The organism is Rathayibacter sp. VKM Ac-2801 (assembly GCF_009834245.1).
In the GTDB taxonomy this organism is placed as follows: Bacteria; Actinomycetota; Actinomycetes; order Actinomycetales; family Microbacteriaceae; genus Rathayibacter.
This window is the reverse complement of sequence record NZ_CP047183.1, coordinates 2,976,132-3,002,890: the sequence shown is the minus strand read 5'-3', so window position 1 is coordinate 3,002,890 and position 26,759 is coordinate 2,976,132. Positions and strand designations below refer to the sequence as shown.

Sequence of the window (26,759 nt, the reverse complement as noted above, 5' to 3'; positions counted from 1 at the left end):
GCCTCCCGCTAATCTTCCAGGCCCTCCCTTCGACACGGCGGCCTCCGCGGGCATATAGTCAGCTGGCTTACTAAATCGTCGGAGGAGAGCGTCGTGCGCAACCGCAAGTGGATCGGGCTGGTCGTCATCAGCCTCGGAGTGGCGACGATCATCGTCGACTCGACCATCGTCAACGTCGCCATCCCGTCGATCGTCGCCGATCTCGGGATCACCTCGACCCAGGTGCAGTGGGTGCAGGAGTCGTACACGCTCGTGTTCGCCGCGCTCCTGCTGGTCTTCGGGACCCTCGCCGACCGCTGGGGCCGGCGCCGGATGCTGATCGTCGGCGTCTCGCTCTTCGCGCTCTCCTCCGTCGCGGCGGCGCTCGCTCCGACCGGCGACCTGCTGATCCTCTCCCGGGTCGTCCAGGGCGTCGGAGGCGCGATGGTGCTGCCGACGACCCTCTCGCTGATCAACGCCACCTTCCGCGGGCGCGAGCGCGCCATCGCCTTCGCCGTCTGGGGCTCGACCATCGGCGGCATGACCGCGGTCGGCCCGCTGCTCGGCGGCTGGCTCACCACCGACTTCTCCTGGCGCTGGGCGTTCGGCATCAACATCCCGCTCGGCGTGGTCATCGTGGTCGGAGCGCTGCTGTTCGTCGACGAGTCGCGGCAGCCCGACGGGCGGCGGGTCGACCTCGTCGGCGCCGGGCTCTCGATCATCGCCTCCGCCTCCCTGGTGTTCGCGCTGATCGAGGGGCGCACGCTCGGCTGGTGGGGCGTCGACGAGCGGCTGGGCGTCGGCGGCTGGAGCTGGCCGCTCGGCCTCTCGCCGGTCCCGATCGCGTTCGCCGTCGCGGTGCTCGCCGGGGTCGCCTTCGTCCTGTGGGCGCGGGCCCGCGAGCGCGCCGGGCGCTCGGCGATGCTCGCGATCGGGCTCTTCCGCCTCGCCTCGTTCCGCAACGGCAACCTCGCCGCGATGATCGTCTCGCTCGGCGAGTTCGGGATCATCCTGGCGCTGCCGATCTGGCTCCAGAGCGTCCTCGGCTACACAGCCGTGCAGACCGGCCTGGTGCTCCTCGCGCTCGCGCTCGGCTCCTTCGTCGCCTCGGGCTTCGCCGGCGCCTTCGGCAACCGGGTCGCGCCGGTGCTGATCGTGCGGGTGGGCCTCGCGGCCGAGATCGTCGGAGTCGCGGGCATCGGCCTGGTCGTCTCCGACTCCACTCCGTGGTGGGCCCTCGTGCCGTTCCTCGCCGTCTACGGCTTCGGCGTCGGTCTCGCGACGGCGCAGCTGACCGGGGTCGTGCTCCGGGACGTGCCCGTCGAGCTCAGCGGCCAGGGCTCGGGCACGCAGTCGACCGCCCGGCAGATCGGCTCGGCCCTCGGCATCGCCGTGCTCGGGACGATCCTCTACACCTCGACCGCGGGGGTCCTCACATCCTCGCTCGAGCAGCAGGGCCTCCCCTCGGAGCAGGTGGCGAGCACCGTCGACGCGGTGGTCGACTCCTCCGGCGCCGCGATCGCGGGGCTGGCCGCCTCGCCGGCCACCGCCGACGCGGCCCGGGCGGCGGGGGAGGCGTTCTCGGACGGCACCCGGTACGCGGCCTTCGCGGCCGCCGGATTCCTCGCCGTCGGCTTCCTGGCCACGCTCTCGCTCGGCCGCCCGGCGGAGGCGGAGGCGGAGGTCAGCTCAGCGGAGCCGAGTCGTCGGCGGTGAAGACGATCTTGCCGATCGTGCGGTCGGCGCCCGTCGCACGGCGCGACAGGACGTCGACGACGTCGCCCAGCGGATGCACGGCGCCCGGCCGGGGCCGCAGCTCGCCGGAGGTGGCCAGCGAGACCGCGCGCCCGATCCGCTCCGCCGTCGCCACCACGATCAGGTTGCGCACCCGCGGGCGGTCGCGGCGGGCGAGGCCCGCCGCCTGCGAGACCAGCGCCGGACCGCTCGGCACCAGCGTCGCGATGCGCCCGCCCTCGGCCAGGAGGATCGCCGCGTCGTCGACCGGCAGGTGGCCGGAGACGTCGACGACCACGTCGAAGCGGCCGCCCAGCACGCCGAGGTCGAGCGCGCGGTAGTCGTGCGGCTCGGCGCCGATCTCGCGCAGGAGGTCGGCGGAGGCGGCCGAGCCGGTGGCCGCGACGGTGCAGCCGGCGCGCACCAGCAGCTGGATCGTCGGATCGCCGATCGCTCCCGAGCCGCCGCTGACGAGGACGCGCTCGCCGGCGCGCACGTGCAGCGCGTCGACCAGGCCCACTGCGGTGCCGCCCGACATCGCGAGCGTGACGGCCTCGACGAAGCCGAGCGAGTCGGGGAGCGGGACGAGCGAGCGGCTGCGCGCGAGGGACGCGTCGGCGAAGGCGTCGCCGTCGCGGGTCATCCCCACGACGCGGTCGCCGATCGCGACGGAGTGCGACCCGGGGCCGAGCGCCTCGACGGTGCCGGCGATGTCGAGTCCGAACCCGTAGGGGCGGGAGCGGCCGACGGCCATGATCCGCGCGGAGCCGGACAGGATCTTCTCGTCCGTCGCGTTGATGCTCGCCGCGCGCGTGCGCACCAGGACCTCGCCGCGACCCGGCATCGGCACCGGCGCCTCCCGCCACGAGAGCAGATCGGGCCCGCCGAACCTGTCGTACCCGAGTCGTCGCATGTCGCTCCCGTCGTCCGTGCCAGCCCCCCGAGCCTAGGGCGTGGCCGCTGGTCGGTGGCGTCGCGGCCGCCCGGCGGAACCCCCTCCGGCGCCCGCAGGCCCGGTGCTACCGTGGCGGCCATGAGCGCAGACGACAGCCCCGAGTTCGCAGGCTTCGAGGCCACCCCCTCCACCGATGCGGAGAAGGCCGACGACGTCCGCCCCGCCGACGCCGAGGTCGAGGAGAACACGACGGCCGACGAGAGCCGCGACCCGGACCACGGCTACGACCCGATGAGCGAGAGCGGCTCCGAGAACGCCCCCGAGGACGAGGTCGGTCCCCGCGAGGACGAGGAGGGCCTGCTGCCCCCCGGCAGCACCGCCGAGGGAGCCGGTACCGCGCTCGGCGCCGCCCCCGTCGAGGGCGGCGAGCCCCTGGGTGAGAACGCGAGCGCCGGCACCCCCGGCCAGCTCGCCGACGAGCGCTGGCGCACCAACGGCATCAACCCGCTGGGCTGAGTCCCCTTCCGCGGCGGTCCCCGCCCGCCGCGGCGCAGTCGGCTCCGGGAGGTGGCGGGGTGGGTGGAGCGTGTCGCGTCCAGCTACGCCGAAACGCTGGAACGCGTTTCGACGGTTCGCCTCGACCCGGCACGCCGCCGTCGATGGCCCCGGCGACCGGACGTCCTGTGCCGCGTTCGTCCACGAGGCGAATCGGCGGAACGCGTGCGAGCGTTCCGTCGTAGCCGTTCGCGACACGCTCCATCTGTTCGGCCGTCTGCGAAAGCCGACCGCGCCGCGGCGGGCGGGGACCGCCGCGGAAACACGTACAGCTAGTACTCCGGTCGCTCGGAGGAGGAGCCGGGGTGGGCGCCGTAGCGTTCCGGGAGCGCGGCACGCCGGTCGCGCGGACGGGGAGTCCCATGTCGTTGTTCCTGAATCGCACTCGTGAGGTCCAGTGGACCGAGGACGAGAGACGGGCACTGGCCGAGGCGGTGGCGGAGGACCGGGCCGACGCCTGGCGCGGCATCGGCGCGCTCGACCGCACCGTCGTCGTCTCGACCGAGGACCCCGGGGTCCGCGGCGGCGCGCGCTGGCCCACCGACCACCGGGCGTTCCTCCGCGTCGACCGCGGCGCCTCCGTGGTGCTCGCGACCGACGGGTTGAGCGATCCCTTCGACCGGCTCGCGCATCCCGGCACCGGTCTCGGTCTCGAGCTGTGCCTCGAGACGTCCGCCGTCCGCGGCGTCCCCACCGCCGAGCTCTGGAACCACTGGCACTTCCGCCTGCTGTACGAGGCCGCCCGACGGGCCGCCCTCCAGGGCGTGTGCTGCCGCAGCTCCCTCGACACGGCGCGGCTCGCGAACGTCGCGGCGCCGTCCGCCTGGACCGACGAGCAGGGCACCGTCGGCGTCCTCCTGGGCCTGCGCAGCCCGGGCCTGCCCGAGCGGCTCGACCTGGCGACCGGTCACGCCGACCTGGTCACCCTCACCCCGCTGCGGCCGCAGGAGCACGCCCGGGCCTCGGTCGACGCGGACTCCCGCGCCGAGATCGCCGAGCGCCTCCGAGCTCTGCCGCACGAGGAGCTCGTGCACACGGCCCGGCCGCTCGTGGTCTGAGCGGCGTCGCGGCTCAGGAGCCCCCGGCCGGCTCCGGCGCGACGGTCATCTCGCCGGTGTTGTTCGCGCTCGCGATGAACTGCTCGATCCACAGCCGGTTCAACGACGGACGCTTGCCGCCGTGGAACCGGAAGTGCAGCGGGGTCGCCGGATGCACCCAGACGGAGCTGCGGCCGTAGCCGGACGACTCCGGCTCGCTCCAGGAGAGGCTGAACGACTCGTTCCGCCGCATCTTGGTGAACATCGCGACCTTGAGGTGCGCGAGGAGCCGGTCCTCGAAGTCGATCTCGAGTGATTGCGGTCCGTAGATCAGTCGTCCCATTGTCTCCGCCGTGAAGTCGTGCCGACGCGCCGGAGTCCCGGGTGGCGTCGCGGGCTCCGTGAGCTCGGGAGCCGCCAGGGAGAGGATACCGATCCTGCGAGCCGGAGGGGCGACACGGCGTCCGCCCCCGACGACCGACAGCGGGAGCGCCCCGACAACGACGGACGCCCCGCCGACCGGATCCGGGGATCCTGGTCGACGGGGCGTCGGAAGTCGGAGATTACTCGCCGACGCCGCGGATGTTCGCGGCCTGCGGGCCCTTGCGGCCCTGCTCGACGTCGTACTCGACGTGCTGGTTCTCGACGAGCTCGCGGTAGCCCTGCTTCGCGATGGCGGAGAAGTGCGCGAACACGTCGGCGCCTCCGTCGTCGGGAGCGATGAAGCCGAAGCCCTTTTCGGAGTTGAACCACTTAACGGTGCCAGTAGGCATTTCTTTTCCTTATGTGTTAATGACGCCGACCGGGGCCGGCGTCGTCAGAGTCCGCACGAGTGTGCGGTACCCGCTCGACTCGGCCTCCGCGGGTGAAACACGCGTCTGCCGGAGTCGTCCGGGTCGTCTAGGGGCTGAGCTCGCGCCTCCGGGGGAGGGCGGCTCTGCGGGGGAGAACGTCCCGCGCACCGGGCGAGCCGGTGGAGCGGGGGTCGAACGAGGAACGGCGCGGCTTCCGCGGCGTCCTGTGAAGGGCGGTACCCGCGTGCGAGGCGGGCGTTCGAACCGGACGACCGAGGACGATGCTCTCGGTCGGTGCGGTCTCTATCAGGGGCTGAGTCTCTTCGTCGTCGTGCGACTTCTCAGCCGTGGAATTCGGGCGATCGCCCAGGAGATGTCTCGACTCTACGGGATCACGGGCCCCGAGCGCGACCGCCCGCGTCACGCGGCGTGCCGATCCGCATGCGCGGGGCGGCCGGAACCGCTGTCCGGGCGGGTCGCGGTGTGCCACGATACGACTCGGAACGCGCCGATCCCCGCCACCGCCGCCCGCCACCGTCGCCCCGGAACGAGACCGGAGCCCGTCCTCCCGAGGTCATCGTGCCCCTGCCTCCCCGGCCCGCCGACGCCGCGGTGCTGCTGCGCGAGCAGCGCGAGGTCGGCGTGCTCTGCGCCCGGCGGGCGGGCGGAGTGCTGACCGCCGCCTCCGCGCTGCACCTGCTCGCCCTGCCGCCCGCGCAGCTGACGACGGTGCTGCCGAGCCTCGCGCTGCTGGTCGTCTCGACGCTCGTGCAGCTCGCGCCCGGCCGATCGGTCGCGACCGGGACGAGGGCCGTGATCCTGGGGTCCGCGCTCGACGTCGCGGCGCTGGTCGCGTTCCTCTCGCCGGCCGTCGACGCCTCTCTCCGTGCGGTCCTGGGCGGGATCACGATGCTCGCCTCGATGGCGCTGCCGTGCGCGATGCTCGCCGTCGGCTCCTGGCGGGGCCTGCCGTGGGCCGCGGTCCTCGCCCTGCTCCCGGTCCTCGCCCTCGGCGCGACGGCGACGGGCGCGTCCGGGCGCGCTCCCTTCGTCCTGATCTCGGTCCTCGTCTGCTGGGCGCTGCTGCTGACCGCCGCCCGCTGGCTCGCGGGCAGCGTCGCGCGTGCGCACGTCGGCACCGCCCGCCTCCGGAGGGCCCACGACGCCGAGCGCCGCTCGAGCGAGAGCGAGTCCCGGCACCGCGCCGACGCGCGGCTGATGCACGACACGATCCTGGCGACGCTGACGCTGGTGGCGCACCGGGGGGAGGGAGTGCCCGCTCGCGTGCTGCGCGACCGGGCGGCCGCCGATCTGGCGCTCCTGCGCGGCCTGGAGACGGGGGAGGAGCCGGGGCCGGAGCCGTACGAGGATGTCGGGGTGCCGGAGCCGCTCCTCGCGCTCGGGCGGCGCTCGGCGACGGTCGGCGTGGAGGTGCGCTGGCACGGCGGAGCGCAGCCTCGGATCCGCGCGGAGGTGCTCGACGCCCTGGTGCGCGCGACCGGGGAGTGCCTCGAGAACGTGCGGCGCCACTCCGGAGCGGCGCTGGCACACGTGAGCGTGGCGGAAAAGGCGGGCTCGCTCCGCGTCGTCGTCTCGGACGAGGGGCGCGGCTTCGACCCGGCCGCGGTGCCGGCCGGCCGCCTCGGCCTCGCGGAGTCGGTCGTCGGCCGGGTCGAGGCGGTGGGCGGCGCGGTCCGGGTCTTCTCGGCTCCCGGATCCGGCGCGACCGTGCTGCTGAGCGTGCCGCTGTGAGCGGGTCGCGGCAGCAGGAGGAGGGGACGCTCCTCGAGCTGGTCCGTGCGGCCGATCGGAGCCCGGGGGCGCTGTGGAGCATCCGCGAGCGCCTCACCCGGCCGAACCGCCTGAGCGGGAGCTACCTCGGACGGGGCTTCCTCACCATGGCGGTGCTGCTCGGCATCCGCGGGGTGATCTCGTACCTCTGGTCCCTCGACGCGCGGTCCGCGACCTGGCTGAGCGGACTCTCCTGGCTGCTCGTGATCGCCGCGAGCGCGGTGGGGGTCGCGATCGCCCTCCGCCGCCACGGCGAGCTGCCGCGCCGGGCCTTCGCGGGCGTCCTCGCCGTGGACGTGGCCGCGCTGCTGCTCGAGTTCGCCGACCACGCCCTGCCGACGCCCGCACCGATGTACTACCCGTCGGTCTGCGTGGGAGTGGGCGCGGGCGTGATCGCGCTGATCACCTTCCAGCCGCTCTCGCGCTCGTTCCTCGCCCTGGTGGTCCTGGTCGGGCTCACGGCGCTCGGCCTCGTCGGCCAGGCGCTCCTCGGCGACGGAGGCGCTGCCCTCGCGGTCAGCAACGTCCTCCTCGCCACCGCACCGGCCGCCGTGTGCGTCGTCGTGCTCACCTCGCTCGACCAGTACGTCCGGCGCACGCTCGACCGCAGCCTGGCCGACAGCACCGTCCCTGCCGCGGACGACGAGTTCACGCAGGTGGACGCCCGCATCGAGGAGCTCCTCGAGCGGGTCCGGACGCCGGCGCCGCTGGACGAGGAGCTGGGCGAGCGGGCGCGGGTGCTCGGGGACGAGCTCCGCGAGGCGCTCGCCCGCAGCCACGACCGCACCTGGCTGAGGATCGCGGTGGAGGAGTCGGCACCGCTGTCCTCCGCCGTCGCGGTCGACGATCCGAGCGGAGCCGCGGCGCTGCTGCTCCCGCTCGACCGCTCACGGCTGCTCTCGGTGCTCTGGCTGATCACCGCCCCCGCGGGGCGGACGCCGCTCGCGGTCCGCCTGGAGCCGGGCTCCGGCGGCGGGGTGGAGCTCACCCTGGTCGCCGCGGGCATCCGCGCGCGCGACCTCGACCGCTCGGTCTGGGGCATCCTAAGCGAGCTCGGCGAGCACCGCACGACGACCGATCACGGCGCGACGAGGATCCTCGTCGCGCACCGGCCCCGGAGGAGGACGACGACATGAGCGACGAGCCGGCGATCACGCTGGCCATCCTCGACGACCACCCGATCCTGCTGGCGGCGCTGGCCGAGTGGATCCGCCGCTCGGGCCCGGACATCCGCGTGGCGGCGACCGCCGGCACCTGGACGGACCTGCTGGCGCACCCGGCCTTCCCGACCGACGTGGTGCTGCTGGACATCGACCTCGGCGACGAGCTCGACCTGGTGATGAAGATCCGGATCATCGCGGCCGCCGGCGCCGCCACGGTCGTCATCAGCACCCACTCCGAGCCGGGCACGATCACCCGTGCGCTCGAGGCCGGGGCGCGCGGCTACGTGGTCAAGAGCGAGCGGACCGAGACGATCCTCGCGGCGATCCGCGCGGCGGCGCGCGACGAGCGCTTCCTGACGGCGCAGACCCGCGAGCTGCTGGGGGCCGACCGCCCGGGCACCCTGACGCACCGGGAGCGGGAGATCGTCCGCCTCTTCGTCGACGGGATGCCGCTGAAGCAGGTCGCCACGCTCCTCGGCATCACCCAGGACGCCGCGAGGAGCTCGCTGCGCAGCGCCCGGGGCAAGTACCGGGCGGAGGGGCTGGCCGTCGGCACGAAGATCTCGCTCCGCCGCCAGGCGCTGCGCGATGGGATCGTCGAGCGCTAGGCGCGCACTCGACGATCCCGGACGGCCTAGACGGTCTCGGCGCGCTTCTGCCGCGCGGGCTCGGCGGGGTCGGAGGGCCCGTTCCAGATCGAGACGATGCCCCAGACGACCGCCGCGATCGGCACGGCCAGCACGGCGCCGACGATGCCGGCGAGGACGGTGCCCACGGTCAGGGCGATGAGGACGATCAGCGGGTGCAGCTTCAGCGAGCGCGCCATCACGACCGGCTGGAGGAAGTTGCCCTCGAGCTGGTTGACCCCGATGACGACCAGGATCACGACCAGCGCGGCGACCGGGCCGTTGGCGACCAGGGCGACGAGCGCGGCGAGGATGCCGGCGGCCGTCGCTCCGACGATCGGGATGAAGGCGGTGAGGAAGACGATGACGGCCAGCGGGATCGCCAGCGGCACCTGGATGATCGCCAGGGCGACTCCGATGCCGATCGCGTCGACAGCCGCGATGGTCGCTGTGCCGCGGACGTAGCCGCCCAGCACGTCCACCGTCTTGTGCCCGACGCGCTTGGCGCGCTCGTAACCCGAGCCGGTGAACGGGCGCAGGAGGAACTCCCAGATCTTCGGGCCGTCCTTCATGAAGAAGAAGAGCACGACGATCATCAGCACGAGGCCGGTGATGAAGTTCGCCGCCGCGGACACGCCCGCAAGCGCGCCGCTGCCGAACGAGCTGGAGGTGAGGAAGTCGACGACCGACTGGCGGGCGTCCTCGATCTGCTGGTCGGTGATCTGGAACGGCAGGTGCTGCACGTAGTCCTGGAGCGAGGTGATGCCGTCGGAGGCGCTGCTCACCAGCTCGTCCCACTGGTTGCGCACGGCGACCGTGATCAGCCAGGCGACCGCGCCCAGGATCGCCAGCAGCCCGATCAGAGCCAGCCAGGTCGCGAGGATCGACGGCACGCCCTTGCGCCGCATCCACGCCAGCACCGGATGGATCGCCGCGGCGAGGATGAGCGCGATCATCACGGGGATGAGCACCAGCGTGAGCTGCGTCATCGCGAAGACGAGCACCGAGGCCAGCAGGAGGACGATGACCACCTGGAGGCAGCGGGTGGCGAACCGGCCGAGGCCGTCGCTCCAGACCCGCCGCTGCGGATCGGGTGCGCTCGGCTGCGGCGCGGCGGCGCTGGTCGAGGAGTCGTTGCGGTCGAAGAAGCCCATGCAGGGACGGTATCGGCTCGGGCGGGCCTCCCGTCCCTCCTTGACACCCCGGCCGCGCCGCGGCGATCCGGGGGTCAGAGACCGGCGGGCTTCTCCGGCGTGCGCAGCCAGGTGTCGAAGAAGTCGGCGAGGTCTGTGCCGGAGACCTTCTCGGCGAGGGCCTGGAAGTCCGCCGTCGTCGCGTTCGAGTACCGGTTCTCCGAGGCCCAGCGCTTCAGCAGCACGCCGAACGCGTCCGCGCCGATCCGGTCGCGGAGAGCGACGAGCGTCAGGCCGCCGCGGTCGTAGACGGGCGCGTCGAAGAGGCCCGCGGCTCCGGGGTCGGCGACGGCGGTCGACCAGAACGGGTCGTCGGCGGGAGCGGCGGCGACCCGGGCGGCGGACTCGGTGACGCTCGCACCGCCGGTGTGCTCCTCCCAGAGCCACTCGGCGTAGGTCGCGAAGCCCTCGTTCAGCCAGATGTCGGACCAGGTCTCCGGAGTGACGCTGTCGCCGTACCACTGGTGCGCGGTCTCGTGCGCGACGGTCGACTCGTCCGCGCCGCCGGAGTAGAACGAGCGTCCCTGGGTCTCGAGGGCGTAGCCGATCCGCTCGTCGTCGACCACGGCTCCGGCCGAGCGGAACGGGTACGGCCCGAAGACCGAGGAGAAGTAGTCGATGATCGCGCCCTGCTGCGCGAGGGCCGCCTCGGTGCGGACGCGGGTGTCGCCGGTGATGTCGCGGTCGATCGCGTCGATCGTCGTCACTCCGCCCTGGGTGGAGCGGACCAGGTCGTAGTCGCCGATGTTCACCATGGCGAGGTAGCTCGCCATCGGGCTGGTCTCGACCCAGCGCGAGGTCGTCCACCCCTTCGACGTGGTGGGGGAGCCGACCGGCAGGCCGTTCGCGACCACCGTCCGACCCTCCGGGACCGTGATGCTGAAGGTGTAGCGGGCTTTGTCGGCGGGCGAGTCGTTGACGGGGTACCAGGTCGAGGCGCCGTCCGGCTCGCTGGCGACCAGCGCGCCGTCGTCCGTCGACCACCAGCCGAAGGGGGCCCCGGTGCCGTCGACGGGGTTCCCGGTGGTCCCGGCGTAGTCGATGCTCACCAGCGCGGGCAGGCCCTTCCGGAGGGTCCGGGCGGGCGTGACGGTCAGCTCGTCACCCGACTGCGAGAACCGGGCGCCCCCGGCGTTGACGGTGACCTTCGACACGGTGAGGCCGGTCAGGTCGAAGGAGAGCGAGCGCAGGTCCTGCCGGGGCGCGAGCGTCACCACGGCCCGGCCGCCGAGGGCCCGGGTCGCCGGGTCGTACTTCAGCACGAGGCTGTAGGTGAGGGCGTCGAAGCCGCTGCTGCCGAGACCGGGGAAGTACGGATCACCGGCGCTGGTGCCCCCGTCGACCGCGCCCGCGCGGGCGGCGGGGGAGGCGACGGCGGCGGGTGCGAGGAGGAGGGAGGAGGCCACGAGCGCGCAGAGCGCGGCTGACGCACGGAATGTCATGTCCGCACGGTAGCGGGCGGGCGTTTCGTGCGCGTGTCAGCGCCGTGCCGAGCAGAAGCACCGTCGGCCGACGGACGAGCGATTCCGTCCCGTCGGTGCGGACGACCTGCGGAATCCGTCGTGACCACGGAGCATCGCACGGTGGAACTACCCACTCGAGCGGCCGAAGCCGCGCGGATCGTTGCGACGGCGACGGATTCCGCACTACAGTCGCCGTGTTCATGCAGGCGCATGGGGTGCGGTACCCGAAGCCGCACTGCACCGCCCTGCTCGGAGCAGACGCCTCCGCCGGGAGGGACGACGATCCTCTCTCCCGGCGGGAGGCGGACCGGGCGGATCCGCCCGGTCGCCGCCGCGCTAGGCCGGGACGCGGACCGTCAGCCCGCCGGGCTCGATCCACGTGCGGAACGCCGAGGTCGAGCCGAAGGGGTCGCCGTCGAGCTCGATCTCCTGCGCGTGCTCGAGGCGGACCGTGAGGTCGCGGCCCTTCACGTACCGCAGGGCCGACACCTCCTTGGTCAGGCCCATCAGCTTCTTGCCGACGGCGCCGCTGCGGCGGAGCACGCCGTTCTCCCACACCACCTTGAAGATGATCTGCACCCAGCCGAAGAAGCCCTCGGGGCGCAGCAGCACGATGTCGAACTCGCCGTCGTCGACGGCCGCGTCCGGCAGCAGGAGGATGTTCGCCGGCAGGGCGCCGCAGTTGCCCACGATGATCGTGTGCGCGCGCACCTTGCGGGTCTTCGAGCCGTCGAGGCGGTAGCGGAACTCGAGCTGGTTCTTGTCGAGCAGGGCCTTCCGCAGCGCGTCCACGTAGGCGAGCCAGCCGGCGCGCTTCTTGAGGTCGTCGTCGGTGTTGGCGAGCATCTTCGCGTCGATCCCGAGGCCCGCCATCACGACGTAGGCGTGGCGGTCGCGGCCCGTCGAGGTCTCGATGTCGATCATCCCGACATCGATCGCGCGGTCCTGTCCGGAGAACGCGACGGTCAGGGAGTTGTCGATGTCGTCGAGCGTGAGGTTCAGGTTCCGGGCGAGCAGGTTGCCGGTGCCGGAGGGCAGCAGCGCGAGCGACGCGTCGGAGCCGCGGAGGGCCTCCGCCACGACGCGGACCGTTCCGTCGCCACCGGCGGCGATCACCATGTCGGCGCCCTCCTCGAGGGCCTTCTTCGTCTGGCCCGCCCCGGGGTCCTCGACGGAGGTCTCGTACCAGAGCGTCTCCTCCCAGCCGGCGGCCTCCTCGGCGCGCTTCACGGCGGCCTTCACGGACTCCAGGTCGACCTTGACGGGGTTGTAGACGAGGGCGGCACGGCGGCGCTCAGGCATCGTCACGGCTCTCGTCGAGCTCGTCGCCGTTCTCGTCGACCCGACCCGGTCGCACGGCGGCGTCCTCGCGGATGTCGATGCGGGTGTCGCCCGCCTCGGTGGTCGAGACGTCGATGCGGGGGGCCGCGTCGGCCTCCGTCGCCTTCGGGGCGCTGGTCAGCTGGTCGTGGCGGTCGTCCGCGCTCTGGTCGGTCATGCCTGGACGGTAGCAGCGGGCGATCCGCGCCTGCGCGGGGTTGCGTCAGCGGCCGCGCGCCGCCTGGACCCCCCAGAGCACGAGCGGGATCTGGAGCGGGAGGCGCAGCAGCGTGATCGCCCGGGTCCGCGGTCGACGGGCGTCGCGCGCCATCTGCACGTTGCCGGGGAGGACGGCGGCCATCAGGGCGGCGGAGGCGAGACCGCCGGCTGCGCGGGTCCGCGGATGCAGCGTCGCGGCGGCGCAGGCCAGCTCCGCCACTCCCGAGACCAGCACCCAGCCCCGCGCCGAGCCGGGCATCCCGCGCGGGACCACCGCGTCGAAGGTCCGCGGATGCACCAGGTGGACGACTCCCGAGACCGCCATCGCCGACACGAGCACGAGCGGGCCGGCGCCGAGGCGGCTCATCGGCCCTCGGCGCCGCGCTCGAGAGGAGCGACGTGGTCGAGGATCCGGCGCCACTCGCGCACTAGCGCCAGTCGGCCGGCGCCGTCGACGGCGACGGTGCGCGCCTGGGCGAGGCGGCTGCGGTACCAGCGGCCGTCCTCGGCGCTCGCCACCGGATCCGCGTCGCCGTGGACCAGGAGCGTCTCGGCCGTCACCCGGTCGAGGTCGTCGGCCCAGGAGCCGTCTCGGAGCGCCGCGAGATCGGTCGCAGCGCCGCTCGGGCCCTGCCGCCAGCCCTCGGCGAGCATCCGCTCCAGCCGGTTGCGCAGTCCGCCGTGGGTGGCCAGCACCGGATCGTCCGAGTCGATCCCGAGCGCGTCCAGGCCGGGCTGCGTCTGCGGGAGGGCGGCCGCGATCGTGCCGGCGTCCTCTCCGCGGAGGGTCTCGCGCCGCTCCCAGGCGCCGGTGGGGTGCACGATCACTCCGGCCTGCGGGGGTGCGGGCGTGCCGACCAGAGCGAGGCGGTCGACGAGGTCGGGGTGCCGGGCCGCGAGCGAGAGCGCGAAGACGCCGCCGGAGCCCCAGCCGACCACGCCGACGCTGCCGAAGCGGGCGCCCTCGACCATGCGGGCGGTGCGCTCGGAGCGGCGCAGGTACTCGGCGAGGTCGTCCGCGCGGTCCTCGACGCGGCTGTGAGCGGCGTCGACCGGGTCCGAGGCGCCGTAGCCGGGGCGGTCGAGGATCAGCAGGTGCAGGCCCCACGGACCGGTCACGATCGGATCCGGGTCGAAGCCGCCCGCTCCGGGAGTGGGGTGGCAGAACACCACCAGCCGGTCGGCGACGGGATCGCCCGCCGCCGAGACGCCCATCCCGCGGCCGGACCGCAGCTCGAAACGGTGGTTCGCCATGTCGCCTCCCGGGTGCGCCGAGGGTCGGCGCGTCGCCCCCAGTCAAGCGGAGACGGCGGCCCGCGCGCTGGGCCTTGTGCCGGAGGGGGAGCAGCCGGACGCGTCTCGCGGGGTGCGGGCGGTCCGACGAGCGTCGGCGTCGCACCGTCCGTTCGCCCGATGTCCACCTGACGGGGCGGAGGAGGGGAGCGAGGATGGAGGCGTGTCCCGACGCCTCCTCCTCCCCGTCGCCGGTGTCCTCGCCGCGGCTCTCGCCGCCGGCGGGCTGATGCTCCTCGTCTGGACGATCGACGAGACGCAGTTCGCGCGGCCCGACGCCGAGTTCGACCGCCTGACGAGCGAGGTCGCCGCGGTGCCCGGAGTCTCCCTCGACGGCGCCGAGCGCTGGGTCGAGGCGCCGGCGTTCGGCCCGCCGACCTCGTGGGTCGGCGTCGCGGTCGAGGAGCCGGCGCTCGCCGACGCCCTCGCCACCGCCTGCGCGACCGGGTACGCGGATCCGGTGCTGTGGTCGTTCCGGGCGACGTCCGCAGGCGGGAACGCCCTCTCCTTCGGGGGCGCGGAGAAGCCGACCGGCGCGTGCCCCGCTCCCGCTGTCGACGCGTCGGCTCTGCTCGAGCGGATCGACGGCCTCGGCCGCGGCCTGGAGCTGCACGCGTCGCTCCGCGAGGGAGCCTTCGCCCTCGACTCCTTCGAGGACGTCTCCGGCGGGCTGCCCGCGCTGCTCCCGATCGTCCGGGCGGCGGAGGACCTGCGGGACGCTGCCGGCGCGGACCGGGCTGCTCCGGTCGAGATCTCCGGCCCGTGGGCGGCGATCACCGTCGGCCCCGGCGAGCAGGAGCGGACCGGTGCGCTGCTCGCGACCCTCGTCGAGCAGCACGGCATCACCGCCTACTGGGCGACCGAGGACGGCCTGCGGATCACCGCGCCCGGCGGCGGGCGCGCAGCGATCGAGGCCGCCGTGCGCGCCTCCGGGCTGCCGGTGGCCGACCGGCCCCTGCGCTTCGAGGCCGACGAGTCCTGACACCGGGCGCCCCTGATCGCGGGCGCCCCGGTTCAGAGCTCGTGAGGAGTCTCACTGCACTTCATCCAGATCGGATGAAGCGCGGTGAAGCCATCAACGGCCCGCGTCACGCGCGCCAGGCCGCCAGCTCCTCCGGGGTCGCCAGGACGCGGTGGGTCGGCGAGAGCTCGTGGACGCTCCCGGCCGAGTAGTCGATCCCGAGCGCGACCGGGTCGTACGGCTCGGAGGGGGCGCGGCGGCGCATTGCGCGCGGATCGGCCGAGAGCACGGCGCGCAGCAGCGAGCGGGTGTACGGGTGCACCGGTCCGGAGAAGATCTCGGCGGTCGTGCCCGTCTCGACCAGGTGGCCCTTGTGCATGACGCCGATCCGGTCCGAGATGTACTTGACCATCGCGAGGTCGTGGGCGATGAAGAGGTAGGCGGTGCCGAGCTCCTCCTGGAGCGCGCGCATCAGGTTCACGACCTGCGCCTGGATCGAGACGTCGAGCGCCGAGACGCACTCGTCCGCGATCACGAGGTCGGGCTGCATCACGAGCGCGCGGGCGATGCCGATGCGCTGCCGCTGGCCGCCCGAGAACTGGTGCGGGTAGCGGTCGGCGTGGGAGCGGTCGAGGCCGACCTTCTCGAGGATCGAGTGGACCTTCTCGTCGCGCTCGGCCGCCGAGGAGTACCGGCGCTGGGTGGTGAGTCCCTGCGCGACGATGTCGAAGACGGTCTTGCGCGGATTGAGGCTCGACATCGGGTTCTGGAAGATCATCTGGATGCTGGAGCGCAGGTGGTCGCGCTGAGCGGCGTCGAGCCGGCCGCTGATCGTGCGGCCCGCGAGCACGACCTGGCCGTCGGTCGGGTCGATCAGCCGGATGATCGAGCGGCCGATCGTGGACTTGCCGCTGCCGGACTCGCCGACCAGCCCGAAGGTCTCGCCGCGCCGGATCTCGAAGTCGACGCCGCCGATCGCGGTCACGTGGTGCCGCCGGCCCAGCCGGAACACCTGGGTGAGGCCGCGCACCGAGAGCAGGGCGGGGGCGGAGTCGGGCGTCGGAGCGAGTGCGGTCACGGGGTCGGTCCTTCACTGGGGGCGAGCATGGCGTCGATCTTCGAGCGCAGCGGCGCCGGCATCTCGACCGGGGGAGCGGAGGGGTGGCAGAGCCACGAGGCGACGCGGTGCCCGCCGCCGACGTCGAAGAGCGGCGGCTCCTCGACGAAGTCGATCTCGAGCGCGAAGGGGTTCCGCGGAGCGAAGGGGTCGCCCGGGGCGCGGTTCACCAGGCTCGCCGGGCTGCCGGGGATGGCGAACAGCTCGGGGGAGTCGGTGGTCAGGTCCGGCATCGCCGAGAGCAGGCCCCAGGTGTAGGGGTGCCGCGGGTCGTAGAAGACCTGCTCGGCGGTGCCCTGCTCGATGATCCGCCCGGCGTACATCACGCTGACGTGGTCGGCGACGGTCGCGACGACGCCGAGGTCGTGGGTGATGAAGATCACCGAGAGCCCGCGGTCCGCCTGCAGGCGCTTCAGCAGCTCGAGGATCCGCAGCTGGATCGTCACGTCGAGCGCGGTCGTCGGCTCGTCGCAGATCAGCACGTCCGGGTTGCAGGACAGCGCGATGGCGATGTTCACCCGCTGGCACATGCCTCCGGAGAGCTGGTGGGGGTACTGCTTGAACCGCCGCTCCGGATCGTCGATGCCGACCTCGCCGAGCAGCTCGACGGCCCGGGCGCGCGCCTCGCGGCGGCCGAGCCCGAAGTGCTCCTGGATGCCCTCCATCACCTGCTTGCCGACCGACATCGTCGGGTCGAGGCAGGTCAGGGCGTCCTGGAACACCATCGCGATGCGGCGCCCGCAGATCTCGCGGCGGATCGCCGACTCGGGCATCGCCGCGATGTCCTTCGTGGTCACCGTGCCGTCGTCGCTCCGGTGCGAGAACTCGATGCTGCCCGCGGTGATCCGCTGGTTGCGGGCCATCAGGCCGAGGACCGCCCGCGCCGTGACCGACTTGCCGCTGCCGGACTCGCCGACGATCGCGACCACCTCGCCCTCGTGCAGGTCGAAGCCCAGTCCGCGGATCGCCTCGACGCTGCCGCCCTCGTTGTCGAACGAGATCGCCAGATCGCGCACCGACAGGAGGACCCTGCCGCGCGCCGGTCCGGCGGTGTCCTGACGGGTCGTGCCCGTGCTGCTCTCGGTCATGTCAGTGGCCTCTCGAGTGGGACAGTCGCGGATCGGTGGCCTCTTTCAGCCCGTCGGCGACGAGCGTGAACGCCACCATGAGCAGGCCCAGGACGACCACGGGGACGATCACGAGGAACGGGTAGGAGAGGAACGACTTGTAGCCGACGCTGACGAGCGAGCCGAGCGAGGCCATCGGCGCCTGGACGCCCAGACCCACGAACGACAGGTACGACTCGGTGAAGATCGCCGACGGGATCGAGAACATGCTCATCGTCACGATCGGGCCGATGATGTTCGGGAGGATCTCGACGAACACGATCCGGCTGTCCCGCGCTCCGAGGGTGCGCGAGGCGAGCACGTACTCCTCGGTCTTCTGGCGCAGCGCCTGCGCGCGGCTGACGCGGCTCATCGCGAGCCAGTTGCTCAGCAGCAGGCCGAAGACGATCGCGCCGATGCCCGGCCCGACGGCGACCACGAAGAGCGTCACGATCACCAGCTGCGGGATGCCGGAGAGCACCTCGACCACGCGCTGCATCGCCGAGTCGGTGCGACCGCCGAAGTAGCCCGAGACCAGGCCGTAGGTCATGCCGATGACCACGTCGATCGCGAAGGCGATCACGGCGATCAGGAGCGAGACGCGGGTGCCGCTCCAGACCCGCGACCACACGTCGCGGCCCAGCTCGTCGGTGCCGAAGAGGAAGTAGGTGCCGGGCGGCAGGCCCGCCGCGGCGTACGCGTCCCGGCCGTCGCGGGTGCCGTCGAGGATCCCGAGGCCCTCGAGCAGCGGCACGCGCGGCGGGAGGAAGCGCGAGCCGACGTCCGCTCCTCCTCCGGCCGCGGGGAAGAAGGGGACCACCAGGCTCAGCACGACGATGACCACCAGCAGCACCAGGCCGACCATCGCCGGCCAGTTGCCGCGGAAGCGCCGGGCGATGTCGCGGCCGCCGCCGCGGATGATGCGGGTCGAGGTGGTCGGCGGGTCGGCGGGCCGGTTGCCCGGCGAGACCAGGCGCAGCCCCTCGGGCGGGACGCCGGCGTCGAGGCCGGCCGTGGGGGAGACGCGGTCGCTCATGCTGCCTGTCCTGCCAGTCGGATGCGGGGGTCGATCAGTCCGTAGAGCACGTCGACGAGCAGCATCACGAGGATGTAGATGATGCTGTAGACGAGGCTGATCGCGATGACGATGTTGTAGTCGACGTTCTGGATCGCCGTGAGCAGCAGCTGGCCCAGGCCCGGCGCTCCGAAGATCTGCTCGATGACGACGGAGCCGGTGATCAGCCCGATCAGCAGCGGCGAGAGCACCGTGATGATCGAGACCAGGGTGTTGCGCAGCGCGTGGCGGCCGATCACCTTGGACGGGCCGATGCCCTTCGCCTTCGCCAGGAGGATGTAGTCGCTCTCGAGGCAGTCGAGCATCTCGGAGCGGGCGTAGCGGGCGGTCACCGCCATCACGTAGGCGGCGAGCGAGATCGTCGGCAGGACGCTCGAGGTGAAGGGGTCCGACTCGGAGTACCGGATCGGCAGCAGCTTCCACTCGAAGCCGACGAAGTAGACCAGCAGCAGCGCGATCACGAACGAGGGGACGCTGAACGCGATCACCGAGACGAACGTCGAGAGGTTGTCGAACCAGCCGCGCGGCCGGATCGCCGAGACGATGCCGATCAGCAGGCCCAGCACCACGCCGAGGACGAGGGCCTGGAGGCCGATGCGGATCGTGACGGGCAGGCGGCTGCCGAGCATCTCCGAGACGGGGAAGTCCGGGATGAGGTTGTACGAGATGCCGAAGTCGCCGCGGGCGAGGTTCACCAGGTAGGTGCCCAGCCGCAGGAGCACCGGCTCGTCGAGCCCGTACTTCTGCGTGAGGAGCGCCTTCTGCACCGCGTCGAGCTTCTCGCTGTTGAAGGGCGAGCCCGGGAGCAGCTGCAGCAGCGCGAACATCACGATCGCGATCGCGACGATCGTGAAGACCGAGGTGAGCAGCCGGGTGGCGACGTACTTCGTCACCGGCTCGACCCCTCGGCGAGCACGGCGCGCTCGCCGTCCTCGGGGATGCCGGCCCAGGAGCGGGCGTGGAACTGGGTCAGCCCCACGCGCACCAGGGCGCGGCGGGCGAGGGAGTCGATGATCTCCTCCACCGAGGCGGGCCGCGTGTAGAAGGCGGGGACCGGCGGGGCGATGATGCCGCCCGAGCGGGCCACCGCGTCCATCGCGGCGAGGTGGCCGCGGTGCAGCGGCGACTCCCGCACCATCAGGAGCGTCGGCACGCCCTCCTTGAGGCAGACGTCGGCCGCCCGCGTGATCAGGTTGTCGGCGAGGCCGTACGCGATGCCGCTCAGGGTCTTGATCGTGCAGGGAGCGATCACCATCGCCGTGGCGGGCGTGGACCCCGACGCGATGGAGGCGCCGATGTGCGCGGGCCGGTGCGCCGTGTCGGCGAGCGCCTCCACCTGCTTCTGGGTGAGGCCGCACTCCTGGTCGAGCGTCATCGCGCCCGCCTTCGAGACGATGACGTCGCTGCGCAGCCCCGGATCCATCCGCAGCAGCTCGAGGATGCGGACCCCGATGCCGACTCCGGAGGCGCCGGTGATGGCGACGATCACGCGGCCGGGGGGCTCCTGGCGGGTGCGGTTCATGCGAGGCCTTCCTTGTCGAGGGTGAGGACGGACTGCGCGAGCGCGTGCACGCCCACCGCGATGTCCGTGATCCCGGTGTACTCCTCCGGGCAGTGGCTGCGGCCGTCCTGCGAGGGGATGAAGATCATGCCGATGGGTCCCAGTCTCGCCATCTGCACCCCGTCGTGCCCGGCTCCGCTGTAGAGGCGGGCGGCGGGGTGGCCGAGGCGCTCGATGGAGCGGCCGATGCCGTCCGCGAGGCGGGGGTCGATGGCCGTCGGGCGCTCCCAGGGCAGCCAGGTCACCTCGTGGCCGAGGCCGCGCGCCGCCGCCTCGGAGGCCGCCGCCTCGGCGATCTGCTCGCGGGCGAGGGTGAACCAGCCGGGGTCGGGGCTGCGGAACTCCGCGGTGACCAGGGCGCTCTCGGTGACGACGCTGGTCGCCTCCGGGGTGAAGGTGACGGAGCCGACGGTGCCGACCGCCTCCGCGGCCCGGGAGGCGATGCGCTCGACCGCGAGGACCACTCCGGCCGCGGCGCAGCCGGCGTCGTGCCGCAGCGCCATCGGCATGGTGCCCGCGTGGTCGCGGCGGCCCGAGAAGAGGGTGCGGAACCGCGAGATGCCCGCGATCGAGGTGACGACTCCCAGCGGCAGCCCCTCGCGCTCGAGGACCGGTCCCTGCTCGATGTGCAGCTCGAGGAAGCCGAGCACCTCGTCGGGGCTCCAGCGGGTGCCCGAGAGCGGGTCGGACCAGCCGGCGGCCTCGAGGGCGGCGCCGAGGGTGCGCCCGGTGTCGTCGGTCGCCGAGAGGTGCTCGCCCGTGAGGGAGCCGGCCAGCGCGCGGCTGCCCAGGCAGGAGAGCTCGAAGCGGTTGGCCTCCTCGTTGTAGAAGTCGACGACGCGCAGGTCGTGGTGGAGCCGGATCCCCGACTCCTGCAGCAGGCGCGCCACCTCGATCGCGCCCAGCACGCCGACGATGCCGTCGTAGCGCCCGCCGCCGTCCACCGTGTCGGTGTGCGAGCCGATCACGATCGCGCGGCGGGCGGCTCCCGTGCCGGCGAGGGTGCCGATCACGTTGCCGATCCCGTCGATCCGGACCTCCAGGCCCGCGGAGCGCATCCGCTCGGCGACCCAATGGCGGGAGTCGGTGTCGACCTCCGTCATCGCCACGCGGCTCCAGCCGGGGCGCGAGGAGTCGACGAGGCCGGCGATCTCGTCGAGGTCGAGGGCCAGCCGGTCGGTGTCGGGGAAGCGCACGTCGGGGGTCATCGCGGGTCCTCCCGGTCGTCGGCCAGGGAGCCGTGCACGACGACGGCGGGGCGGAGGGCGATCCCGTCGGCGACGAGGGCGTCGCGCACGCGGCGGAGGACGTCGGCGGGCGGGACGGCCAGCTCGGCGCCGAGGGCGCGGTCGCCCTCCTTGCGGGTCGCGTCCATCCCGACCTTCGTCACGGTGCCGCCGACCTGCATCGGCACGTTGCGGTCGGTGGCGACCCCGTCGACCAGCATCAGGTCGCGGTCCCAGCGCATCCGGCTCGTCCGGGCCCAGTGCACGTGCTCCGGGTCCCAGGCGTCCACGTCGGAGTCGACGACGGTGACCTGCTTGACCATGCTGACGGCCGCGAACGCGCCGAACATCACGCGCTTGGCGGTGCCCGGGCGGCCGTTCGCGATCGAGACCACCACGTCGACCCGACCGCCGCCGGAGTGCGTGACAGCCACGTCGACGATGTCGCAGCCGACGTTCCGCAGCGCGTGCCTGATGCCGGCGGCGATGGGCAGCGCCGCGATGTAGCTGTGCTCCGAGGAGAGGCCGGGCAGGATCACCTGGACCTCGGGGGACTCGCGGCGGGTCACGGCGGTGACCTCGAGGGTGATCCCGTCGCCGTAGTCCTCGTACATGCCGTGGTACTCGTTCACGAGGCCCTCGTGCACCGGCCGGTCGGCGTGGAGGATCCCCTCGATCACGATCTCGGCGTCCGCGGGGACGAGCACGTCGCTCGTCGTGGCCCGCGCGACCCGCACCTCCTCGCCGAGCAGGTGGGCGGCGTGCTCCAGCTCGTCGTCGCCCAGGGCGAGGTAGCAGCAGGCGGCGAGCTGCACGGCCGGGTGCGCGCCGAGGACCACGGCGACCGGGAGGCCGCCGACGGCCGCGGCCGAGCGCGAGAGCGCGGTGAGGTGGTGGTTCGGTGCGATCCCGACGAAGCCGGTGGTCGCGTCGAGCGGCTTGATCCGCGCGTAGGAGGCGTTGCGGTGCCCGGTCACCGGGTCGAACGCCACGATGAGCCCGGCGGTGAGGTAGCCGCCGGAGTCCTTCTCGAACCAGACCGGAGCGACGACCTCCTCCCACACGGACGCGGCGGGCAGGCGCACGGCCTGCACCGGAGCGTCCTCGACCACGCGCACCGGGGTGCGGTCGGCGACCGCGGCGGTGAGCCGGTCGAGCAGCTCGTCGACCCGGCAGCCGACGGCGCGGGCGATCCGCTCGCGGCTGGAGAGCACGTTGCCGACGACCGGGTGGGCCGAGCCGGCGACCGCGGTCAGGCGCACGGCCGGGCCGCGGTCCAGGAGCGCGAGCACGCCGGCCAGCTCGAAGCGGGCGTCGACGGTGCGCTCGACGGTGACGAGCTCCTCGGCGGGCAGCGCGTCGACGAAGGCGCGGAGGGACTGCTCGCCCATCAGGCGGCCCTCGCGACGAAGCGTCCGTCGCCCGGTTCCGCGAGCAGGCCCTCGGCCCGGCTGAAGACGGGGGTGCCGCGGACGACGGTGGTCTCGAGGCGGCCGGGGAAGGACATCCCCGCGTAGGGGCTCCAGGTGGCGGTCGAGAGCATCGGGGTGTCGTCGATCACGGTGGTGCCGGACGGGTCGACGACGGCGAAGTCCGCGTCCAGGCCCGCCTCGATCGCGCCCTTGCGGTGCCCGAGGCCGAACGCGCGGGCGGGGTTCGTCGCGAGGACCTCGGCGGCGCGCAGCAGCGAGAGGCGGCCGCCGAGGTAGCCGGCGCCGATCACGATCGGCAGCAGGGTCTGCACGCCGGGCGCACCCGAAGCGTTGTCGAAGATCACGTCGGCGCTCTTCTTCGCCAGCGGCCATGGCGCGTGGTCGGAGGTCACCAGGCCGATGCGGCCGTCGGCGAGCGCCTCCCACATCCCGCGGGCGTGCTCGGCTGTGCGCAACGGCGGATTGATCTTGCCGAGGGCGCCGAGGCGCTCCATGTCGTCCTCCGTGAGGACGAGGTAGTGCGGGCAGGTCTCCAGCGTCGTGTCGAGGCCGCGGGCGGCGCTCGCCGTCACGAGCTCGACGGTGCCGGGGAGGCTCGCGTGGAAGATGTGGAACGGCACGCCGGCCGCCGAGGCGAGCTCGAGTCCGAGCGCCACCGAGGAGGTCTCGGACACGGGCGGGCGGCTGCGGACGTGGTCGAGGGGGGCGGTGCGGCCCGCGGCCCTCGCCGCCGCGACGAGCGCGCCGATGATCTCGCCGTCCTCCGCGTGCACGCCGACGCGGACGCCGCGCTCGGCCATGATCGCGAAGGCCTCGAGCAGCTGGTCGGAGGGGATGCGGGGGAAGCGGATCGGGTCGGTCTCGAACAGCGAGACCTTGAAGCCGCAGACGCCCTCGTCGATCATCCCGGCCACGTCCCGCGCGCCGTCCCCGGGGCGGACCGTGCCGTGCAGGGCGACGTCGACGACGGCCTCGCGCTCGAGGCGCTCGCGCTTGGCGACGACAGCGGCGGCCGTGTTCACCGGGCTGCCCGCGTCGTAGGGCATGTCGAGGATCGTGGTCACCCCGCCCGCCGCGGCGGCCGAGGTCGCGCCGGTGAACGTCTCGGCCGGCTCCGAGAAGGCGTGGACGTGCGCGTCGACCGCGCCGGGCAGGACGAGCATCCCCGCGCCGCCGATCACGACCGAGGCCTCCGCGAGGGCCCGGGCCGCCTCGCGTCCGTCGAGCACGGCGGCGATGCGGCCGTCCTCGACGACCACCGCCCCGTCCTCGATCACGGCGCCCGGCGTGACGACGCGGCCGTGGACGACCGTCCCGCCCGCGGTCACCGCACGGCTCCGATGCGCGCCTCGACGGCGGTGAGGACGGTGCCGAGCACGACCATCGCCTGCGCGTTGATCATCTGCTCCGACTGGTAGATGTCCTCGCGGGTCATCGGGACGATCGAGCGGACCGCCTCGTAGGCGGCCGTGCTGCCCTCGCCGAGAGCCCGGTCCTCCAGGTGCGGCGACGCGAGGTCGATGCCCTGGGTGGCGAGGATGAACTCCACTCCGAGGATCACCTGCGTGTTGTGGATGATGCTGCGCGCCTTCCGCGAGGAGAAGGTGCACATCGAGACGTGGTCCTCCTGGTTCGCCTTGGTCGGGATCGAGTCGACGACGGAGGGGAAGCAGAGAACCTTGTTCTCGGAGGCGATGGCCGCCGCCGCGCAGTGCACGATCGAGAAGCCGGTGTTGAGGCCGAGCTGGCCGCCGACGAGGTTGAGCGGCAGGCCGTAGCTGAGGTTGGGGTCGGTGAGGCGGAACGAGCGGCGCTCCGAGATGGCGCCGATCTCGGCGACCGCGATCGCGATGAGGTCGGCCGCGACTCCGATCGGCTCGCCGTGGAAGTTGCCGCCGGAGAGGACGTCGTAGCCGCCCTTCCCATCGGAGAGTACGAGGGGGTTGTCGGTCGCGGCGTTGGCCTCGCGCACCAGCAGGGTCTGCGCGAACAAGAGCGACTCGCGGGTCGTGCCGTGCACCTGCGGCGCGCAGCGGAGCGAGTAGGCGTCCTGCACGCGCGGCTTGTAGACGCCGCCGACGCGCTGCTCGTCCGGGAGGCGGAGGCGGCGCGCCTCCTCGACGGTGCGCTCGCTGCCCGCGGTGAGGGCGCGGACGTTCGCGGCGACGTCGACCTGGCCGGGGGCGTTGCGGGCGAGGTGGATGCGCTCGTCGAACGCGTCGAGCTCGCCGCGGATCGCCTCGAGCGAGAGCGAGAGGGCCACGTCCGCCTGGCGGGTGAGGCTCCACGCGTCGTGGAGGGCGAGGCAGGCGGTGGCGAGCGAGATGGTCGAGCCGTTGATCAGGGCGAGGACGTCCTTGGGCTTGAGCTCGAACTCCGTGGCGAGCCCGGCCGCCGTGAGGGCCTCGACGGCGGGCATCCGCACGCCGCGGTGGTAGGCCTCGGCCTTCTCGTGGCCGACCATCACGCTGACCATGTGCGCGAGCGGGGCGAGGTCGCCCGAGGCGCCGACCGAGCCCTGGCCCGGGATGACCGGGAGGACGTCGGCGTTGAGCATCGCGATGAGGCGGTCGATGCACTCGATCCGCACGCCCGACATGCCCTTGGCGATCGCGTTGGTGCGCAGCAGCAGGAGCGCGCGGGTCTCGTCGAGGGGGAGCGGCTCGCCGACTCCGGCCGAGTGGGAGTTGATGACCAGGCGCTGGAAGCGGGCCTGGTCCTCGGCGGGGACGCGGACGTCCATCAGCCGGCCGAGCCCGGTGTTGATGCCGTAGATGGCGGGGGCGTCGGGGGCGAGGAAGTGCTCGTCGACGTAGGCGCGCGCCTCGTTCGTGACCCGACGGGCCTCGTCGCTGAGGACGACCTCGGGGAACGTGCCGTCCGAGAGCCCGCGGGCGACGAGGGCGATGTCCTCGATCGTGAGCGTGAAGCCGTCGATCTCGACGAAGTCGGGCTGAGAGGAGCCGATCGTGGCGGTTCCGCTCGTCTGTGCCAGTTCAGTCATGGGAGTGAGTCTCTTTCGTTGATCCGGCTTCGGAGCCTCGGTCGTTCGGTGGTAGTGGCTCAAGTCTGCATAGAACGCGGACGAGCGGCAAGTCGACCGAACAGAGACGCCTAAGCGCCGCTGCTGCCGAAGCGGATTCGGCGGCGTGCGGCACAGGGTGCTCTCGGCCGAACGATGTTCGGCGCCGCGCTCCCCGCGCCCCGCGCACGACGCGAGGGCCGCCCGCCGCGCTCGAGGCGCGGGCGGACGGCCCTCCGGTGGTGCGGTCGCTCAGGCGGCCGGGGCCGCGTGCACGGTCCGCGGGTCGTTGAACGACTGGACGCGGCCCGAGAACTCCGACTCGAGGTCGAGCAGCTCCTGCGCGGCGAAGAACGCCATGCCGCTGTGGCCCGGGTACTCCTCCGGCATCAGCTCGTTCGAGTAGGTGTTGCCCATCTCGGCGAGGTTCGCCCGGCCGGCCTCGATCATCCCGGCCATGGACGCCTTCATCGTGAAGTGCATCGTGACCAGCTGGAAGCCCAGCTCCGCCAGCTGCGCGAACGACATCTGCTCGAGGCCGCGCTTGGCGTTGATGTCGGCGAACATCTTCAGCCCCGGCACCCGGCGGGCCACCTCGGCGGCGTCCGCGAGGGTCGTGACGTTGACCACGACCGTCGCGTGCGCTCCGAGGGCGACGCAGTCGATCATCCGCTGGATGCCCTCCTCCAGGTCCGCGCTGCCGTAGTTGCTGCGCGCGATGACCATGCAGTCGGTGCCCTCGACGGCGCGGACGGCGGCCCGCACCTTCGCGTAGTACTCCTCGCGGGGGATCATGTTGTCGGCCGAGACGTCCCGGGCGTAGCCGGGCTCGAACTCGTCCTCCATCAGCACCGCCATCGCGCCGGCCTTGGCCACCCGCCTGCAGGTCTCGTAGACCTGCAGGGGGCTGGCTCCGAAGCCGTCCTCGATGTCGACGGCGAGCGGCAGCGGCGACATGTCGACGATCCGCTCCACCGCCCAGAGGAGCTCCTCCAGGGAGAGCAGCCCGAGGTCGGGGATGCCCTTCATCGACATCGACACCTCCGATCCGCTCAGCAGCATCGCCTCGAAGCCGGCCAGCTCGACCGCACGGGCGGAGGAGCAGTCGAAGACGCAGGGGGCCAGGACGCTCCCGGACTCCATCAGCTCGCGCAGGGTCCTCGTCGCGGTCATCGTGCCGTCTCCTCTCGGGGGGT

26 protein-coding genes are annotated in these 26,759 nt (G+C 73.1%); 7 read left to right on the top strand and 19 right to left on the bottom strand.

Features of this window, described 5'->3' with window-relative positions:
* The first annotated feature begins 93 nt into the window (after window positions 1-93).
* Window positions 94-1,695: a DHA2 family efflux MFS transporter permease subunit gene (locus GSU45_RS14050; protein ID WP_159915794.1), complete on the top strand. Its 1,602-nt coding sequence runs from the start codon at window positions 94-96 to the stop codon at window positions 1,693-1,695.
* Here GSU45_RS14050 and GSU45_RS14045 read toward each other — a convergent pair.
* Window positions 1,664-2,626 carry an NADP-dependent oxidoreductase gene (locus GSU45_RS14045; protein WP_159915792.1) on the bottom strand — a complete coding sequence of 321 codons (963 nt, stop codon included), beginning with the start codon at window positions 2,624-2,626 and terminating at the stop codon, window positions 1,664-1,666. The genes GSU45_RS14050 and GSU45_RS14045 overlap by 32 nt on opposite strands.
* 120 nt (window positions 2,627-2,746) lie before the next feature.
* Here GSU45_RS14045 and GSU45_RS14040 point away from each other — a divergent pair, with 120 nt between their 5' ends.
* Both GSU45_RS14040 and GSU45_RS14035 read left to right on the top strand, forming a co-directional pair.
* Window positions 2,747-3,124, top strand: a complete 378-nt coding sequence (locus GSU45_RS14040; RefSeq protein ID WP_159915790.1) for a hypothetical protein — start codon at window positions 2,747-2,749, stop codon at window positions 3,122-3,124.
* A gap of 401 nt (window positions 3,125-3,525) precedes the next feature.
* Entirely contained in the window at window positions 3,526-4,221 is a 696-nt protein-coding gene (locus tag GSU45_RS14035) for a hypothetical protein (protein ID WP_159915788.1), read from the top strand.
* Between the two features lie 13 nt (window positions 4,222-4,234).
* Here GSU45_RS14035 and GSU45_RS14030 read toward each other — a convergent pair whose 3' ends face one another.
* Together GSU45_RS14030 and GSU45_RS14025 are read right to left on the bottom strand one after the other, a co-directional pair.
* Window positions 4,235-4,543 (bottom strand): hypothetical protein, encoded by a 309-nt coding sequence (locus GSU45_RS14030; RefSeq protein ID WP_159915786.1) that lies wholly within the window; start codon window positions 4,541-4,543, stop codon window positions 4,235-4,237.
* A gap of 220 nt (window positions 4,544-4,763) precedes the next feature.
* Window positions 4,764-4,973: a cold-shock protein gene (locus GSU45_RS14025; protein WP_055786246.1), complete on the bottom strand. Its 210-nt coding sequence runs from the start codon at window positions 4,971-4,973 to the stop codon at window positions 4,764-4,766.
* Window positions 4,974-5,573: 600 nt separating this feature from the next.
* Here GSU45_RS14025 and GSU45_RS14020 point away from each other — a divergent pair.
* Genes GSU45_RS14020 through GSU45_RS14010 form a run of 3 tightly spaced genes read left to right on the top strand, consistent with a single transcriptional unit; the run spans window position 5,574 to window position 8,556 of the window.
* A complete protein-coding gene (locus tag GSU45_RS14020) occupies window positions 5,574-6,746 on the top strand; it encodes an ATP-binding protein (RefSeq protein ID WP_159915784.1) in 1,173 nt (390 codons plus the stop codon).
* Window positions 6,743-7,921 carry a hypothetical protein gene (locus GSU45_RS14015; protein ID WP_159915782.1) on the top strand — a complete coding sequence of 393 codons (1,179 nt, stop codon included), beginning with the start codon at window positions 6,743-6,745 and terminating at the stop codon, window positions 7,919-7,921. Before GSU45_RS14020 ends, GSU45_RS14015 begins: the two co-directional genes overlap by 4 nt.
* A complete protein-coding gene (locus GSU45_RS14010; RefSeq protein WP_159915780.1) occupies window positions 7,918-8,556 on the top strand; it encodes a response regulator in 639 nt (212 codons plus the stop codon). The genes GSU45_RS14015 and GSU45_RS14010 overlap by 4 nt, the downstream gene beginning before the upstream one ends.
* Window positions 8,557-8,582: 26 nt before the next feature.
* On the opposite strand, the gene GSU45_RS14005 is transcribed toward GSU45_RS14010, so the two are convergent.
* The 6 genes from GSU45_RS14005 to GSU45_RS13980 all read right to left on the bottom strand — a co-directional run bounded on the left by GSU45_RS14005 (window position 8,583) and on the right by GSU45_RS13980 (window position 14,023).
* On the bottom strand, window positions 8,583-9,728 hold the full coding sequence (locus GSU45_RS14005; protein WP_159915777.1) for an AI-2E family transporter: 1,146 nt from the start codon (window positions 9,726-9,728) through the stop codon (window positions 8,583-8,585).
* Between the two features lie 74 nt (window positions 9,729-9,802).
* Window positions 9,803-11,209 carry a M1 family metallopeptidase gene (locus tag GSU45_RS14000; RefSeq protein ID WP_159915775.1) on the bottom strand — a complete coding sequence of 469 codons (1,407 nt, stop codon included), beginning with the start codon at window positions 11,207-11,209 and terminating at the stop codon, window positions 9,803-9,805.
* Window positions 11,210-11,566: 357 nt separating this feature from the next.
* On the bottom strand, window positions 11,567-12,532 hold the full coding sequence (locus GSU45_RS13995; RefSeq protein ID WP_159917148.1) for a diacylglycerol kinase family protein: 966 nt from the start codon (window positions 12,530-12,532) through the stop codon (window positions 11,567-11,569).
* Window positions 12,525-12,728: a multidrug transporter gene (locus GSU45_RS13990; RefSeq protein ID WP_159915773.1), complete on the bottom strand. Its 204-nt coding sequence runs from the start codon at window positions 12,726-12,728 to the stop codon at window positions 12,525-12,527. The genes GSU45_RS13995 and GSU45_RS13990 overlap by 8 nt, the downstream gene beginning before the upstream one ends.
* 45 nt (window positions 12,729-12,773) lie before the next feature.
* On the bottom strand, window positions 12,774-13,136 hold the full coding sequence (locus tag GSU45_RS13985) for a hypothetical protein (RefSeq protein ID WP_159915771.1): 363 nt from the start codon (window positions 13,134-13,136) through the stop codon (window positions 12,774-12,776).
* Window positions 13,133-14,023, bottom strand: a complete 891-nt coding sequence (locus tag GSU45_RS13980; RefSeq protein WP_159915769.1) for an alpha/beta hydrolase — start codon at window positions 14,021-14,023, stop codon at window positions 13,133-13,135. The genes GSU45_RS13985 and GSU45_RS13980 overlap by 4 nt, the downstream gene beginning before the upstream one ends.
* Window positions 14,024-14,225: 202 nt before the next feature.
* Between GSU45_RS13980 and GSU45_RS13975 the strand changes: the two genes are divergently transcribed.
* The gene (locus tag GSU45_RS13975) at window positions 14,226-15,044 is read left to right on the top strand and encodes a hypothetical protein (protein ID WP_159915767.1); all 819 of its coding nucleotides are present in this window, start codon (window positions 14,226-14,228) and stop codon (window positions 15,042-15,044) included.
* A 106-nt stretch (window positions 15,045-15,150) separates the two neighbouring features.
* On the opposite strand, the gene GSU45_RS13970 is transcribed toward GSU45_RS13975, so the two are convergent.
* The 10 genes from GSU45_RS13970 to GSU45_RS13925 all read right to left on the bottom strand — a co-directional run bounded on the left by GSU45_RS13970 (window position 15,151) and on the right by GSU45_RS13925 (window position 26,736).
* On the bottom strand, window positions 15,151-16,101 hold the full coding sequence (locus GSU45_RS13970) for an ABC transporter ATP-binding protein (protein WP_159915765.1): 951 nt from the start codon (window positions 16,099-16,101) through the stop codon (window positions 15,151-15,153).
* Window positions 16,098-17,228 (bottom strand): ABC transporter ATP-binding protein, encoded by a 1,131-nt coding sequence (locus tag GSU45_RS13965; RefSeq protein WP_159915763.1) that lies wholly within the window; start codon window positions 17,226-17,228, stop codon window positions 16,098-16,100. Before GSU45_RS13965 ends, GSU45_RS13970 begins: the two co-directional genes overlap by 4 nt.
* Before the next feature lies 1 nt (window position 17,229).
* Window positions 17,230-18,282 (bottom strand): ABC transporter permease, encoded by a 1,053-nt coding sequence (locus tag GSU45_RS13960; protein WP_159915761.1) that lies wholly within the window; start codon window positions 18,280-18,282, stop codon window positions 17,230-17,232.
* Window positions 18,279-19,214: an ABC transporter permease gene (locus GSU45_RS13955; RefSeq protein WP_104238808.1), complete on the bottom strand. Its 936-nt coding sequence runs from the start codon at window positions 19,212-19,214 to the stop codon at window positions 18,279-18,281. Before GSU45_RS13955 ends, GSU45_RS13960 begins: the two co-directional genes overlap by 4 nt.
* A complete protein-coding gene (locus GSU45_RS13950; protein ID WP_104238809.1) occupies window positions 19,211-19,843 on the bottom strand; it encodes a UbiX family flavin prenyltransferase in 633 nt (210 codons plus the stop codon). Before GSU45_RS13950 ends, GSU45_RS13955 begins: the two co-directional genes overlap by 4 nt.
* Entirely contained in the window at window positions 19,840-21,090 is a 1,251-nt protein-coding gene (locus tag GSU45_RS13945; RefSeq protein ID WP_159915759.1) for a M20 family metallo-hydrolase, read from the bottom strand. The genes GSU45_RS13950 and GSU45_RS13945 overlap by 4 nt, the downstream gene beginning before the upstream one ends.
* Window positions 21,087-22,499: a UbiD family decarboxylase gene (locus tag GSU45_RS13940; RefSeq protein WP_159915757.1), complete on the bottom strand. Its 1,413-nt coding sequence runs from the start codon at window positions 22,497-22,499 to the stop codon at window positions 21,087-21,089. The genes GSU45_RS13945 and GSU45_RS13940 overlap by 4 nt, the downstream gene beginning before the upstream one ends.
* Window positions 22,499-23,869 carry a dihydroorotase family protein gene (locus tag GSU45_RS13935; protein ID WP_159915755.1) on the bottom strand — a complete coding sequence of 457 codons (1,371 nt, stop codon included), beginning with the start codon at window positions 23,867-23,869 and terminating at the stop codon, window positions 22,499-22,501. Before GSU45_RS13935 ends, GSU45_RS13940 begins: the two co-directional genes overlap by 1 nt.
* Entirely contained in the window at window positions 23,866-25,545 is a 1,680-nt protein-coding gene (locus tag GSU45_RS13930; RefSeq protein ID WP_159915753.1) for a histidine ammonia-lyase, read from the bottom strand. The genes GSU45_RS13935 and GSU45_RS13930 overlap by 4 nt, the downstream gene beginning before the upstream one ends.
* Before the next feature lie 270 nt (window positions 25,546-25,815).
* Entirely contained in the window at window positions 25,816-26,736 is a 921-nt protein-coding gene (locus GSU45_RS13925; RefSeq protein WP_159915751.1) for an isocitrate lyase/PEP mutase family protein, read from the bottom strand.
* Window positions 26,737-26,759 lie beyond the last annotated feature (23 nt).